This is a genomic window from Gemmatimonadales bacterium, assembly GCA_030697825.1.
In the GTDB taxonomy this organism is placed as follows: Bacteria; Gemmatimonadota; Gemmatimonadetes; order Gemmatimonadales; family JACORV01; genus JACORV01.
The window spans coordinates 1-14,282 of the sequence record JAUYOW010000088.1 but is presented as its reverse complement, the minus strand read 5'-3'; the positions used below and the strand labels follow the sequence as shown (position 1 = coordinate 14,282).

General features: G+C 69.5%; 13 protein-coding genes. 3 read left to right on the top strand and 10 right to left on the bottom strand.

All coding sequences use genetic code 11. The features are described from left to right. Nucleotides 1–715: amino acid--tRNA ligase-related protein (locus Q8Q85_04525; protein ID MDP3773511.1), on the bottom strand; the 715-nt coding region annotated here is incomplete at its 3' end. Between Q8Q85_04525 and Q8Q85_04520 the strand changes: the two genes are divergently transcribed. Both Q8Q85_04520 and Q8Q85_04515 read left to right on the top strand, forming a co-directional pair. Next, nucleotides 701–1,825, top strand: a complete 1,125-nt coding sequence (locus Q8Q85_04520) for a PQQ-like beta-propeller repeat protein (GenBank protein MDP3773510.1) — start codon at nt 701–703, stop codon at nt 1,823–1,825. The genes Q8Q85_04525 and Q8Q85_04520 overlap by 15 nt on opposite strands. 122 nt (nt 1,826–1,947) lie before the next feature. Continuing rightward, nucleotides 1,948–2,376 carry a hypothetical protein gene (locus Q8Q85_04515; GenBank protein ID MDP3773509.1) on the top strand — a complete coding sequence of 143 codons (429 nt, stop codon included), beginning with the start codon at nt 1,948–1,950 and terminating at the stop codon, nt 2,374–2,376. Here Q8Q85_04515 and Q8Q85_04510 read toward each other — a convergent pair. The 9 genes from Q8Q85_04510 to Q8Q85_04470 all read right to left on the bottom strand — a co-directional run bounded on the left by Q8Q85_04510 (nt 2,373) and on the right by Q8Q85_04470 (nt 13,566). Beyond that, entirely contained in the window at nt 2,373–2,840 is a 468-nt protein-coding gene (locus Q8Q85_04510; GenBank protein ID MDP3773508.1) for a BrxA/BrxB family bacilliredoxin, read from the bottom strand. The genes Q8Q85_04515 and Q8Q85_04510 overlap by 4 nt on opposite strands. An 89-nt stretch (nt 2,841–2,929) precedes the next feature. Then, a complete protein-coding gene (locus Q8Q85_04505; GenBank protein ID MDP3773507.1) occupies nt 2,930–3,859 on the bottom strand; it encodes a carbon-nitrogen hydrolase family protein in 930 nt (309 codons plus the stop codon). A 49-nt stretch (nt 3,860–3,908) separates the two neighbouring features. Beyond that, nucleotides 3,909–6,092, bottom strand: coding sequence for a prolyl oligopeptidase family serine peptidase (locus Q8Q85_04500; GenBank protein ID MDP3773506.1), 2,184 nt, complete (start codon nt 6,090–6,092; stop codon nt 3,909–3,911). Between the two features lie 171 nt (nt 6,093–6,263). Next, nucleotides 6,264–6,944 (bottom strand): hypothetical protein, encoded by a 681-nt coding sequence (locus tag Q8Q85_04495; GenBank protein ID MDP3773505.1) that lies wholly within the window; start codon nt 6,942–6,944, stop codon nt 6,264–6,266. Beyond that, complete coding sequence (locus Q8Q85_04490; protein MDP3773504.1) at nt 6,941–7,999, bottom strand: hypothetical protein; 1,059 nt, start codon at nt 7,997–7,999, stop codon at nt 6,941–6,943. Before Q8Q85_04490 ends, Q8Q85_04495 begins: the two co-directional genes overlap by 4 nt. 7 nt (nt 8,000–8,006) lie before the next feature. Then, the gene (locus Q8Q85_04485; protein MDP3773503.1) at nt 8,007–9,608 is read right to left on the bottom strand and encodes a serine/threonine-protein kinase; all 1,602 of its coding nucleotides are present in this window, start codon (nt 9,606–9,608) and stop codon (nt 8,007–8,009) included. 92 nt (nt 9,609–9,700) lie between these two features. Then, a complete protein-coding gene (locus Q8Q85_04480) occupies nt 9,701–9,937 on the bottom strand; it encodes a hypothetical protein (GenBank protein ID MDP3773502.1) in 237 nt (78 codons plus the stop codon). Next, on the bottom strand, nt 9,937–13,035 hold the full coding sequence (locus tag Q8Q85_04475) for a right-handed parallel beta-helix repeat-containing protein (protein ID MDP3773501.1): 3,099 nt from the start codon (nt 13,033–13,035) through the stop codon (nt 9,937–9,939). Before Q8Q85_04475 ends, Q8Q85_04480 begins: the two co-directional genes overlap by 1 nt. Before the next feature lie 114 nt (nt 13,036–13,149). Beyond that, entirely contained in the window at nt 13,150–13,566 is a 417-nt protein-coding gene (locus Q8Q85_04470; GenBank protein ID MDP3773500.1) for a hypothetical protein, read from the bottom strand. 131 nt (nt 13,567–13,697) lie between these two features. Here Q8Q85_04470 and Q8Q85_04465 point away from each other — a divergent pair. Beyond that, on the top strand, nt 13,698–14,282 hold a 585-nt coding region (locus Q8Q85_04465; protein ID MDP3773499.1), incomplete at its 3' end, for a transposase.

Below are 14,282 nucleotides of genomic sequence, written 5' to 3'. Positions count from 1 at the left end.
GCATGTTGTCGTCGGAGGTGTTGAACGCGACCTCGGGCTCGACCATCCAGTATTCCGTGAGGTGGCGCCGGGTCTTGGACTTCTCGGCGCGAAAGGTCGGGCCGCAGCAGTAGACCTTGCCGAGGGCGGCGCAGGCGGACTCGAGATACAGCTGACCCGTCTGCCCCAGGTAGGCCGTGCCCAGGTCGAAGTACTCGGTCTCGAAGAGCGTGCCGGCGGATTCGCCGATGGAGCCGGTGAGGATGGGCGTGTCGACGAGAGCGAAGCCGCGCTCGTAGAAGAAATCGCGCATCGCCTTGATGACCTCGTCGCGCACCCGCATGATGGCCACCTGGCGGCGGCTGCGGAGCCAGAGGTGCCGGCGCTCCATGAGGAACGCTGTCCCGTGCTCCTTGGGCGTGATGGGGAAGTCCACGCTCGGGCCGAGGACCGTTAGGCCGGTGACCGAAAGCTCGACCCCGCCGGGCGAGCGCTGGTCGGCGCGCACCGCGCCCTCGAGACGGACGCAGGCCTCCTGGGTGAGCGATGTGAAGCGGTCCCAGACCTCCGGCGCGGCGCCGGCCTTGCCGATGACGCCCTGGAGGTAGCCGGTGCCGTCGCGAACGACGACGAAGGCGATCTTGCCTGAGGAGCGAGTGGTGGTGACCCAGCCGTTGACGGCGACCGGCTCGCCGACATGCGAAGCAAGCTCGGAGATCCAATGACGAGTGGGCATAAGGTGTTGGGGATGCTAGTCGCGGCGCTGTGCCTCGTCAACGCGTGCGTGAGCGTTCCGCGGTCCGCGCCTTCGTCGCAGGACCACGCCTGGCGCGCATACCTCGGCTCCTCGCTGCGGGCGCCGGCGGCGCGCGAGTCGGTCAACGCCGATCCGCAGCCCGTGTGGCGCGCCGACCTGGGCCGCGGCATCGTCGGCGGGCCGGCGTTCTCCGAAGACCTCGTCGCGATCTCGCTGATAGACCGCCAAGTGGCTATCCTCGACCGCGCGACGGGCGAGGTCATCTGGCGCCGGCGGCTCACCACCAACGTGGGCGCGGGCCCGCTCCTCGCCGACGACCGCATCTTCGTGGCCACCCAGACCGGAACCGGCCGCGTCTACGCGCTCAGGCTGACGAACGGCAGGTCGATCTGGTCGGCTCAGGCCGGCGACGTGGTCGCGCCCCTGGCCCTTGGAGAAACAGAACTGTACTCTGCGTCGATCGAGGGGCTCGTCACCCAGTTCTCCGCGGCGAGCGGCCTCCGGCATTGGCGCGTGCCGCTCTCCGGCGCAGTCCGCACCGCGCCGGTGCCCGTGCCCATCGGAGTGGTCATCGCGACGGCTGCGGACTCGATCTTCCTGCTGGATGGCGCGAGCGGGGCGATCCGCGCGCGGCGCGCCACCCGCGGTACGGTCCTCGCGGCACCCGCGCTCTTCGCCGATTCCCTGCTGCTGCTGGGTACGATGGGCGGACGGCTCGAAGCGCTGGACTCGCGCACGTTCGAAGTGCGCTGGGGCATCGACCTGGGCGGCGGCGTGGTTGGGAGCGTTGCGGTGCGCGAGCGGACGGCATATGCGTTGACCACGCGCGGACAGCTGTGGATCGTTCCGCTGGACGGGCCGGAGCGCGCCCGGAGCGTCGCGCTCGGCGTGGTCGCGCGGGCGGGCCCGGTGCCGGTGACTGGAGGCGTGTTCGTGTGCGGGGTGAACGGCGAGCTGGCGCTGGTGGACGAGATGGGAGTGCGGAAGTGGACGGCGAGGCTGGAGCCGCCCGTAATGGAGCCGGTTATCGTTGAGGGGAGGATGGTGCTGGCGGTGTCACAAAGGGGAGAGGTGGTGGCGTTCAGGTGACAGCGCGCCAAGAGTTGCGGAGTTGCAGGGTTGCAGCGGTCTACAGGTTGAAGGAGGCAGGTGCGAAGAGCCTTTACTGCCTACTCCTGTGTGCCGTCACGTGCTTGCCGCTGGCGGCGCAGGTGCAGGTGCCGCGCGACGTCGTGACGCCGCCGGGGATCAGATATGGGAAGTGGGCGGCGGCGGCGGTGGCAGTGGGGTTCACCGCGATGGGCATCCGCACGCACCAGGAGGCCGACGATGACTTCCGCGCCTTGGCCGACTACTGCAAGGCGCAAGGTGCATGTGCACTGGGTACGGACGGCAGGTATACGGATCCGGTGGCCGAGGCGCGCTACCGGGACATCGTGCGAGGCGACCGCACCGCGCGCGCGTGGCTGATCTCGGGACAAACGGCGATCGTAGGGAGCGCGATCCTCTTCGTGCTCGAGCTGAAGCGGGAGCGGGGGCCGCGGAACATCCCATACTCGGGGCTCGTGATCGAGCCAGGCGCGTTCGGTACGCGAATCGGGCTTCGGTTACCGATCGCGCCCCACCGACTTCGGCGTTAGCCGCAGTTCTTCTCGAACACCTTCACCAGGTCCGCGGCGATGTCCGGCGCGTCCCTTCCCTCGATCTGGTGCCGCTGCATCAAGTACACGAGCTCGCCGTCCTTGAACAACGCCACCTGCGGTGAGGTGGGCGGGTTGCCGGCGAAATAGCTTCGCGCGCGATCGGTGGCGTCACGGTCCTGCCCCGCGAACACCGTCGCCAGTTTGGCCGGCTTCAGCGGCGCCGACCGGAGCGCCAGCTTCACGCCCGGCCGCGCCCGGCCCGCCGCGCAGCCGCAGACCGAGTTCACCATCACGAGAACGGTGCCCTTGGAATCCTTGAGGGTCGCGTCCACCTCTTCCGGCGTCCGCAGCTCCTCGAAGCCGACGCTGGTAAGATCCTCGCGCATCGGAGCGACCAGGCGCTCGTCGTACATCGAGGGCCGGCTCGCGCCGGCCTGATCCAGAATGTTGAGTGGCTTCATGGCCGGAAACCTCGCCAGAGGGCCGGCGCGGCGCAATCGGCGAGCTGTAGCACGCTCTCGGCAAGGGCAGGCGCTGAAGCGCCTCGCCCCTAATGCCGGGGGGGCGAGTGTTTCACCACCAGATCGAGCACGTCCCGCCGGCTGTAGTGCCCGCTCACATCCAGCGTCTGCGACTCTTTCGCGATCTCCGAGAGGTCGCAATCGGCGGCGACGATGACCTCCTCGTCGAACGCGGGACCCGCCAGATAGCGGCCGTTCGGCGCGATTATGGCGCTCCCGCCCGCGAGCATCAGCCCGTTGGGATTCTTCGCGTACTTCTCTACCGGCGGCAGCTCGGCGGGCATCTCGGACAGCCGCAGGATGCTCCCCACCGCGATCACGAAACAGCGACCCTCGAACGCGTAGTGGCGCGAAGCCACCTGGTGCATCTCCGGCACACCGGGCCAGACCGCCACGTGGATCTCCTCGCCCGCATCGTGCATCGCCTGACGGGCGAGCGGCATCCAGTGTTCCCAGCACACCAGCCCGCCCACCCGCGCCAGGCCCGTGTCCACCGCCCGGAGCCCATGACCGTCGCCGATGCCCCAGATCAGCTTCTCGCTGTAGGTGGGCATCAGCTTGCGATGGTGATTGAGCAGCGAGCCGTCGGGCCCGAAGGTGAGGAGCGCGTTGTACAGCGTGCGGCCCGCGCGCTCGTGAGCGCCCAGGACGAGCGTGACACCCAGCTCGCGCGCGAGGGTCGCAAGCCGTTCCGTGGACGCGCTCGGCACGACTACCGCGTTCTCCATCAGGCGGGCGAAGACGACCTTCGCCCCGGGGTGCGCCCACACCGCCGCCTCCGGAGACGAATCGAGCCAGGCCGGGTATCCCGGCAACCACGTCTCGGGGAACGCGATGATCTTCGCGCCCTCGGCCGCGGCGCGGCGCGCCCATTCCTCCGTGCGGTCCAGCGTGCCGGCAAGATCGAGGAACGCCGCGGCGGCCTGCACCGCGGCCACCCGCACCACTCGCGCCGTCATCCTGAGGCGGTCCGCCCGTTGGTCCGTCGGGCCGTCCGTACGTGCTGTCTCACTGATGTGCCGCCCCCGCCGCACCAATGCTCGCACTCGCCGGCGGCCGTACGCCGAGCTGCGAAAAGAAGAAGCTCCAAATGTCCGTCTGCTCGTCCACCTGCTTGGAGAGTGGCTTCCCCGCCCCGTGACCCGCGCGGGTCTCGATGCGCACCAGGATGGGACGGTCGCCCGCGTTCGCTGCCTGAAGGCGCGCCCCCATCTTCCGCGCGTGGAGCGGCGCCACCCGGCTGTCGCTCTCGGCGGCGGTGAGGAGCACCGCCGGATACCGCACGCCGTTCCGCACCCGGTGGTACGGCGAGTAGGCATGGAGGAATCCGAACTGGGTCGAGTCCTCCGATGAGCCGTATTCCGGGATCCAGAACCGGGCAATGAGGAATCTCTGATACCGAAGCATGTCGAGGAGCGGCACCGCGACCAGCGCCGCGCGGAAGAGATCGGGCCGCTGCGTGACCAGCGCACCCGTCAGCAGCCCGCCGTTCGACCCGCCGCTGATCGCGAGACGGCTCGAGCTGGTGTACTGGTTGAGGACCAGCCACTCCGCCGCGGCGATGAAGTCGTCGAAAACGTTCTGCTTGCGGTCCAGCATCCCCGCCTGGTGCCAGCGCTCGCCGTACTCGCCGCCGCCCCGGAGGTTGGGGATGGCGATTACTCCGCCGCTCTCGAGCCACAGCAGGTTGGCGCGGCTGAAACTCGGCGTGAGGCTGATCTGGAAACCGCCGTAGCCGTTCAGCACCGTCGGGTTCTGTCCGTTCAGCACGAGCCCGCGCCGATGGACGATGAACATCGAGACGTAGGTCCCGTCCCGCGACGGATACCAGACTTGCTTCACTTCGTAGTTGGCCGGATCGACCGGCGCCTCGACGCGCTGCCAGAGGGCCGGGTTCCCCACCGCGGTCCCGGGGAGCTCGATGCGGTAGACCGACGGCGGCACCGTGAACGACGTGAACCCGAAGAACAGCTCTTGCCCGTTCCACTTGCCCCCAAAGCCGGTCAAGGTGCCAAGCGCCGGTAACTCGACTTCGCGGATCATCGAGCCGTCGAGGGCGTGAAGCTCGAGCCGGTTGGACGCGTTCCTGAGGTACTGGAGAGCGAGCCGCCCTGCCACCACGCCTCCGCCCTCGAGCACGGCGTCGTTTCGTTCCGGTACCAGCTCGCGCCAGGCGCTGCGTCCCGGGTTCGTCGGGTCCGCGACGTACATCTTGAAGTTGGGCGCGTCCTGGTTGGTCGTGATGTACAGCCTGTCGTCCTGAAGGTCGGTGTTGAAGTTCGCGTCCACGTTCTCGACGACCGTGACCCACGGCCCGTTGGAGCGCAGGTCCTTCAGGTAGAGGTCGTTCGCGTAAAAGGTCCGGCCCGCCGTTACGAGCAACCATCGCCCATCCGGCGACACCTGCACGCCGTACGTCTCCTCGCGGAACCGATGGCGCCCGAAGATCGAATCATCGCGCGCCGGGTCGGTGCCGAGGCGATGCAAGCGCACCCGCTGGTTGTAGTGCTCTTCGCCCTCCGGCACGGTGCCGGGATGGGGGAAGCGGGTGTAGTAGAATCCGGTGTTGTCGGGGAGCCAGGCGACGCTCGAGAAGCGGCAGTCCGGGATCGTGTCCGGCAAGTCTCGGCCGGTCGCCACGTCCCGGACGTGTAGCGTGGCCCGCTCGTTCCCGCTCTGCGAGATACCGTAGGCGAGGTAGCGCCCGCCCTCCGACGGATACCACCAGTCCATGGCCGTGGTGCCCTCGGCGTTCAGCGCGTTCACGTCCACCAGTGGCCGGTCTGCGCCGGTTGGCCCGTCACGCACGTAGAGGATGGGCTGGTTCTGCGTTCCCTCTCGCTTGGTGTAGAAGTAGCGGTTGCCCTTGGGTGTCGGCGAGCCCACCGTCCCAATCGAGAGGAGCTGGGTGAGCCGCGCGTGGATCGCCTCGCGGCCGGGCACCGCGCCCAGGACGCGCGCGGTGAGCGCGTTCTGCTGGTCGGTCCAGTTGCGCGTGGCCGCCGAGGTGTCGTCCTCGAGCCAGCGGTACGGATCGGGCACCAGGGTGCCGAAGAAGGTGTCCACCACCGTGCCGCGGGGGCTGGCCGGATACGTGAGGCGGCGTGGGGCGGCGCGCTGGGCCAGCGCATCTCGCGTCGGAACCATGACCGCCGCCAGAAGCAGCAGAACAGCCGGACGTCGCAGCAGCATCGAAAGCCTCCGTGACATCGGGGAATGGGCCTGAATCCGACCGCGGTGCCCGCGGCGACGAAAAACAGTCAACCTCACGCGGGATCTGTGAGCTACCGGACGACTTCCGCGTTGACCGGCAGCAGGCTAGGGGCGCAAATGCGCCGCGATGCGGGCCTTGGCGCGATCCCGCTACTCGCGCGACCCCAGCCCGAGTCCGAGCTTCGCGGTCAGCACCGACAGCTGCTCGTGCCGCTTCAAGGCGCCGACCAGCGGGAAGTCGTAACGCTCCAGCGAATACTGAAGTCCTGCCGTGAGCGGGCCGCTCCGCCACTCGAGACCCGCCGCCGCCGCCACGGCACGGTTGGGCGCCTCGAGCCCCGTGACCGAGACCGACGGCAGCAGCTCCGCGCGCACCCGTCCCTGGATGGCGCCGCCCACGAAGGCGAGCCGCGCCTCGGCGCCAAGGCGCATTGCCACCCATCGCTGCCGCGCGAACGCGGTAGCGAAGGAGCGGGCGCTAACCCCGCCCTCGAGCGCGAGCCACGGCACCGCGAGCACGGCGACGCGCACCTCGCCCTCGGCGTCATCAAGATCGTCGGCGAAGGACGAGTCGGCGTTGAGGGTGCCGGACTGGCCCTGCACCGAGATCTCGAACCGCGACGCGACATACAGCGTCGCCGCGCCACCGAAGATCGTGCCAGACGTCTGCTCCACCCCGCGTCCGGCGCTCACCCGGTGCTCCACCTGCGACACCAGCGCGGAGCCCGACACCGCCACCTGCGCCGCCGCCGGTGCGGCGGCGGCGGCACTCGCGGTGAGCAGGACTACCGCCACCCGTCTCGCTGTAGTCCGTCCGTCCGCCTTCTTCATTGGCGCGCCCCCGCCGCCGGCGTGACGATCAGCTTCGTCTCCCGAAGGATCGCGGTGTTGCGCTGCCGTATGGCCGAGTTCTGCGACTCACGCTCGGCCTCGCGTCGCGCGTTCTCCGCGATGTTCGCCGGGATGTCGCGGTGCCGCTGACGCGCGACGAACGACGCAACGCCCGTGACGATCCCCGACAGCGCCACCGCGCCCGACAGCGCGTTGCTGCCCCGGCCGAGATCGGGGCTCGTGAGGGTGGACTGGATGAGCAGTGCTGCGCCCGCCACGCCGATGCCCTTGAGGAGGTCGGCCGTCGCGGCGGAGGCGGGATGCTGCTCGGGAAGCAGGTCCGCTGGACCGAGCGCGGTCAAGGTGTCCTCGAGGGGCGGATGCTCCTGCGTCAGCTCGAAGAAAAGGTTTGCCGTGTCCACGAGCGCCGGGATGAGGCGACTCCGGCCGATGATGGACAGCTCGTAGCGATCTTCCGGCGCGAGCGTTCCGTCGTCGAGAAGGCCGTCCCACGACGTTTCGCGCAGCCCTTCGTTGTCCCCCTCATAGAGCACGCGGCGCGTTGAGCCGGCCGCGCGCAGCTCGACGCGCAGCTGGGCGAGGTGCGAGGAGAGGCCGCGGAACGTGACCTGCTCGCTCCGCGGATCCACGGTGTCCGGCGCGACCGGCCGGAGCGCCACCGCGAAGGTGCGGCTCCGCGCTTCGCCGAAGGCCTGGAGTTGAGTCGGACTGAAGCCCCGCGGGTCGAGGTCGGTGAACGGGTCCCGCTCGATGGCGGCCCGGAAGTAGATCACGGCGGAGTCGCGCTTCGCCGCTCCCGGCTGGAGCGCCAGGGCCGCGCCGAGGTACTTGTACGCCTCCACGCGCTGCTCGCGGCTCACCTCGAACGGCGATTGTGGCGAGATGATGCCGCGGAGGATCACCAGCGCGCGCTCGACTTCCAGGTCCTCGTAGAGCCGTCTGGCGCGGTCGAGCGCTTCGGCCGTGTTGCTCTGGGCGCGCAGCGGCGCCGCGACGGCTGCGAGCAGCGTCAGGACGAACAGCGCACGCTTCACGCGCACCTCACTGACAGGTCAGGGTTCGGGTGCCCAGCCGCGAGGTGCCGCCCGCCTCGATCGTCACCGCGAACTCCATCGTCTGACATCCAGGGGACACGATGCGGATCTGGCGCGATCCCGCGGCCAACGACACGTCGAAGAGCTGCCCGTCGCTCATGAAGCGGCCGTCCACGAAGATCTGCGCGTCGGGAGGCACTGTCCTCAGGCGAATCAGCCCGGTCGCGTTGGTAGCCGTCGGCGTAGGCGCGGGCGGTGACACCTGCCGGGTGGCCACCGGCGCGGTTGGACGCGGCGCCGGCCTCCGCGGCTGCGCCGGTGGCTCGCGGCCTCCGCGCGAAGCCGTATCCACCGCGGCGGCCGTACTCTCGCGTGCGGTCGCCGCAGCCAGTGCGGCGACCCGGAGCGAATCCTGACGCGAAGAGTCGGCCCGGTGCGTCGAGTCCGCGACGGCCCGGGCCGTTAGCGCCGCCTGCCGGCGCTGCATCGTAACCCATGCCCCGCCGCCACCCAGCACCGCCACCACGACCACGACACCTATGACCACGGGCGTTTTAGAGCGAGGCTTCGGCGCCGGCCGGGGCGGCACCGATTTCGACGCCGTCACCGTCGGCGCCGAAGTCCCGGCAGCGGTGAAGCCGGCAAGCCGAGTGTCGCCGAGGGGTGGAAGCGATCCGGTCCTCACCTTGGGGATCGGCGCGCCGATCGCGAGCGTCTTCAACTGCTCGTCGGCCTCGCGCCGCTCCGCGTCGGTCACGGGGATCGCCTCGAGCGCGGCGAGCATGTCGCGGGTGGTGGCGTAGCGCCCCGCTGCCTCCTTCGCGAGCGCGCGGTAGACGACGTCGAGCAGCGGCTGTGGCACGCCCGGCCGCACTGATGCGATGTCCGGCGGCGGCGTGAAGAAGTGGTGCTGGAGGATCGGCATCAGGGAGTCCGCATCGAACGGCACGGACCCCGTCATCATCTGGAAAGCCAGGACGCCGAGCGAGTACTGGTCGCTCTGCGGGCCGACCTTGGCCCCGGAACACTGCTCCGGGCTCATGAAATGCGGCGTTCCCATCACCGAGCCACTGGCGGTCAGGGTCTTCTCTTCCGTGGCCCGCGCGATGCCGAAGTCGGACACCAACACGCGGCCGTCGCGGTCGATGAGGATGTTGGCGCCCTTGATGTCGCGGTGGACGATGCCCCGCTCGTGCCCGAAGGCCAGCGCGCTAGCCGTGCCGCGTAGGATGGCGATGACGACCGGGACCGGCAGCGCCCCCTGCGATTCGATGATGGCGTCTACCGCCCGGCCCTCCACGAACTTCATCGCGAAGAAGTAGGTGCCGGCCGCCTGGCCCACGCGGTAGACCGGGATGATGTTCTGATGGTCCAGCGCGGCCGCCATCCGCGCCTCGCGCTTGAACCGCTCCGCCATCGTCCCACCGCCCATGCCCGGCGGCAGCACCTTGAGCGCGACGACCCGGGAGAGCTCGATCTCGGTCGCCTTGTAGACCACCGCCATCCCGCCCCGGCCCAGCTCGCTGTCCACGTCGTACTCGCCCGCCAGGTCCTTCTTGAGCTGAGCGAGGAGCGGGTCCCCGGGCTTCTCCGCGGTCGCGATGGTCACCGTCGCGGCACCCGGATCGGTCACCGCCGCGCCGCACGCGCCACAGAATTGCTGACCCGCGGTCACCTCGGTCCCGCAGTGTATGCACTGCATCAAGTGCCGTTCGCGGTGAAGGTCCCGGTGCCGAGCGAGGCGGACGTTCCCATCGCCGTGGCGCTGTTCGAGCCGGCGCTCCCCCCCAGCGTCAGCGTCGCTTCCGCGAGGCCGCTCGCGTTGCTGGCGACCGCCACCGTCGCCATGCCGGGGTCGGTTACCTGCCAGCCGCAGTTGGCGCAAAAGGCGGCGCCCGATGAAAGCGCGGTCCCGCACTTGAGATAGTTCGTGGGCATCAGAACACGTTGGCGAAGAAAGACGGCCCGCCGGACGACGCCGTCGAGGTGCTGACCGTGTGCACGCCGGCCGCCGGGCCGGCGGTGAAGGTCGCGCGCGCCAGACCCGAGCTGTTGGTCGCGACCGTCACGCTCGACTGACCCACGAAGTGCCCGCCGCCGGCCGTCACGGTGAAGGTGACGCTCACGCCGGCCACCGGGAATCCGTCAGCGGAGATCGCCCGGACCGTGAACGGAATGGGCAGCGTGCTGTTCGTGGCCGTGTTCTGGCCGTTCCCCCGCAGACGCCTGAGCGTGGCGAAGGTCGTCCCGGGAACCAGCGGCGTGCTGCGCAGAGGCGTGAAGGATACGTCGCCGATCGCCGTGTCGCCGGCGGCCGCCGGCTCCGACCCACGGCGCGGACCGAGGCTGTCGCCCCACCACCCCAGGTTCACGATCACCTGACCCGCCACCGGGTTGAGCACGCCCACCGAGTCATTGTCGAACACATCGAGTGCCTGAATGTTCGAGAAGCTGCCACCATCGAGTCGAGCGCCCCAGGCGTTGCGGTACACGACCGTGGACTCCATCCGCATCGCGGTCGCCCCCGACGTGACGAGGACGCCCACCTGCGCGAGCCGCACCAACGTGTTCGCGAGCCTTGTGCCGCTGCCGCCCAGCACGGCCACGCCCGCGCCCGCCTCGGCGCCGAGCGAATCCACGCCGCGCACCTGCACGGCCCGGATCGTGGCGTTCGACACGTTCTCCAGGCGGATGCCGTAGGCTCGCACGGAATCCACCACCACGTTGCGCACACTCGTGCCGGAGGGAGAGTTCATGATCGAGATCCCCCGGCCGATGCGCGAGCTGACCGATCCCGACGGGTTGACGTACACGTACTCCAGAGTCACGTCCGACCTGTCCGCGTCGATCGCGGCCCCGTCGAGCGTGTGCACGAGCGAGAAGTAGCGGATGGTCTCGGGCGCGGTGGTGTAGGCCGTGATGCCAGCGGCGCCGCTGTCGTGCCCGATCACCGGCAGCAGCCCGGGATTGCGCCCGCCCGCCACCGAAGCGAAGTCCGTCGAGTCGCCGAGGAGCGAGATGCGCCGGCTGAGGGCGACCGTCTCAGAGTACGCGCTCGCGCCCCGCCGCACGACCACCGTGTCGTTCGCGTCCGCGGCGTCCACCGCGTCCTGGATCTTGGAGTACGGACGCGCCAGCGTGCCCACTCGCGGGCTGGCGACGACCGAGTTGTCCACGAAGAGCCGCGTCGGGTTGCGGACCACGAAAACCATGGTGTCGGCGACGCCCGCGCCCTGGGCGATCAGGAACGTCGTTCCGAAGCCGATCGCGGTCGCGACGTTATCCGACTGGACCGTGTCCACCACCGTTTGGTTCACCGAGCGCCACTGGACCGGGTAGTTCGCGATGAGGTCGTTGCGGGCGTTCCTCACCGTCGTCGTGAACGTCAGCGCCTGGCCAAGGGCGGTGAGCGTGTCGACGGCACGGCCGGCGATCACGATCGACGCGGGGTTGTTGGTCACGGTGACGAGCACCGAGTCCGAGAGCAACCCTCCGCTCGCGTGGACGTAGGTCTGGCCGGTGTCGCGAGCGGTGAGAAACCCCTGGCCGCTGACCCGCACGATGGTGGCGTCGTCGGCCGTCCAGGTGACCGAGCCGCGGGCGAGCGGGACGCCACGCGCGTTCTGGATAGTGACGGCAGGCGTGTCCACCACGCCGATGGCGTTCAGGGTCCGGTTGTCGGGCACGATGTTGAGCACGGCCGGCAGGTTGGTGACCCGCAGGATCCCCGTGTCCGCCTTTCCGGCGATCGAGGCGATGACCCGGGCCGTGCCGACGGAGAGCGTGATCGCCCTCCCATCGGCGAGCACCGCGGCGACGCCCGGGTCCGCCATGCGCCACGCGACGACTGCCGTGGCGATCGGGTCGTCTCGGCCGTTCCGCACGGTGGCGCTGAACTGGATCGTGTCACCGAGGCTCGTGGCGGACGCCGTGTCGGGCGTCACCTCGACCACGGCCGGGTCGTTCGACACGTTCACGTTTACCGTGTCCACGGCCCCGTCGAGCGTCGCTATCACGCGACCCAGTCCGGCGGCGAGGGCCGTGACGAGCCCCTCCGAGCTGACGCGAAGGCGAACTGGGTCGAGCGTGAACCACGCCGGCGCCGCGCCCTGGAGCTCGATGCCGCGCCGATCGAACGCTCGGCCGGTGAGCTGGACCTGGTCGCTGATCGAGGTGAGCGCGGGCACCGGGTCCGGCGTGATGAACACCAGCGTCGCTTTCTGGTCCACCACCAGCAGCACGCTGTCCGTCACGCTGCCGCGGGTCGCGTAAAGGTAGGTCTCGCCGTTGATGAGCGTCGTGACGATGCCCGTCGTGGCGCTGAGCAACGCGATGCTCGCGTCCCCGATGGTCCAGGTCGGAGGCACGCCGGTCATGGAGTTGTTCCGCGCGTCGCGCCCCGTCGCCACCGACAGCGCGGTGGCCGCGAGCGCGTCCACCCGGAGCGAGGCGGGCTCGAAGGTGTAGTGGTCCAGGACCTGTTGCACCGTGACCGTCACGAGGGCGCTGTCGCGGTCCACCCTGGCTTTGACGGTCGCCGTTCCGTTGCGCCTGGCAGAGAGCTTTCCGGTGCTCGTCACCGCCACCACGCCAGTATCCGACGTCGCCCATGCCGGGCCCGCCCCTGATACCGAGTTTCCGCCCGCGTCGAGGGACGTCGCGGTGAGTGTCACGGTGTCGCCCACGCTCGTGAACAGCACCGAGGCGGAGTCGAGGGTGACCGTGTCTACGACCACGTCGATCTGCTGGGAGATGGACGGCGGTTCGTCCGGCAGTACCGAGCTGGAAAGCCGCACGGTGAGGGTGGCAGAGCCGCGCGCCCTCGCGACGAGGGTGTCCCCGCGCACCGCGACGATCGAGCTGTCGGAGGAGCTGAATTCGAACTGCGCCCGTGGCAGCGGGCCGCCATCCACCGTCGCCGACGCGGACGCCGGCGCCGTGGCGCCGAGGACGAGGACGGTCGCGCCTCCGTATGAGAGCGCCACGTTCCCGACCCCGGGCGTGGTGAGCACGTCCGAGATCTTGCAGGTCGTCACTATGACGGCGCCGAGTGCGGTAAGTCCGACTCGGACGATCCAGCGGGCTAACCGCATTCCGTAGGCCCGGTTAGAGGGAGTCACCGTATAGTCTAGCTACTTCCCCCGGAAAAATCACCGCCGAGCGGCTGATTTCCTCGGCTGGGGGTGGTGCCGAGAGGTGTTGTTCCTGTCGCGCGATTCCCGCTCCTGGGCGAGGAGGATCGCGTCGGCCTGAGAGGAGACGTCGTGCACCTTGGCGACGATCTTGTCGAATCGTTTCCAGTTCTCGATCCACTCCTGATAGCGTCGCACCTGGTCCTCGCGGAGCATCCGGCTCACGGTCTTCCCCCCGACCGCGCGACTCCACTGCCAGTAGGGACCGTGCAACCGGGACGGATCGGTGTGGCAGCGACAGCTGGGTGTGCCACAAGTCAGGAAGCGTTGCACCAGACTCCCCTTGAGCATGAAGCCCACCCGGGCGAGTTGCGCGGCGTGCTTCTCGTAGCGAGCGCGTAAGCGGGCGAGTCGGCGTTCGGGCGCGCGTGGCATGAGCGTTCCTCTCCCCGAGATAAGAGCCTGGCCGAAGTGCCTACACAGTATTATGATGTAGGCTATGGGCACCACCCGCAAGCCCCTCGGATTCCGCCTCACTACGCTCGGCCCCCACCTGCGAGGTCGCCATGCTCCGGCTCATGTCCAGCACACCCGTCGATACCCTCTGGGACCATCTCCTGCCCACCCTCGTGCAGCAGCTCCCCGCCGAGCTGGCGGCCGTCGATCAGCTCGTGGCCGACCCCCAGCTGCTGGTCCCCTTTCGCACCCGCTGGGCCGAGCTGCACCCGGACACCGCGCCGCACGGCCGGCCCACCATCCCCATGGCCACGTACCTGCGCGTGATGGTGCTGAAGCATCGCTACGGCTGGGGCTACGAGACGCTGATGCAAGAAGTCTCCGACTCGCTGCATCTGCGACGCTTCTGTCTCATCCCGATCGTCGAGAACGTGCCCCACGAGTCTACGGTGCGCAAGCTCACGCGCCGGCTGGGACCGGGCCTGGTCGACGAGTTGATCCGGGGTCTGATCGACAAGGCCCTTCGGGAGCGACGCTTTCGTCCCCGGGCTATGCGCGCCGACTCCACGGTGGCGGAAGCGGACATCCGCTATCCCACCGACACGGGGCTGTGTGCGGCTGCCGTCCAGCGCCTGGCCCGCGGCGCCCGCAAGATTCGCGAGGTGATCCCCACCGTGAGCAAGAAAGTGCGCAAT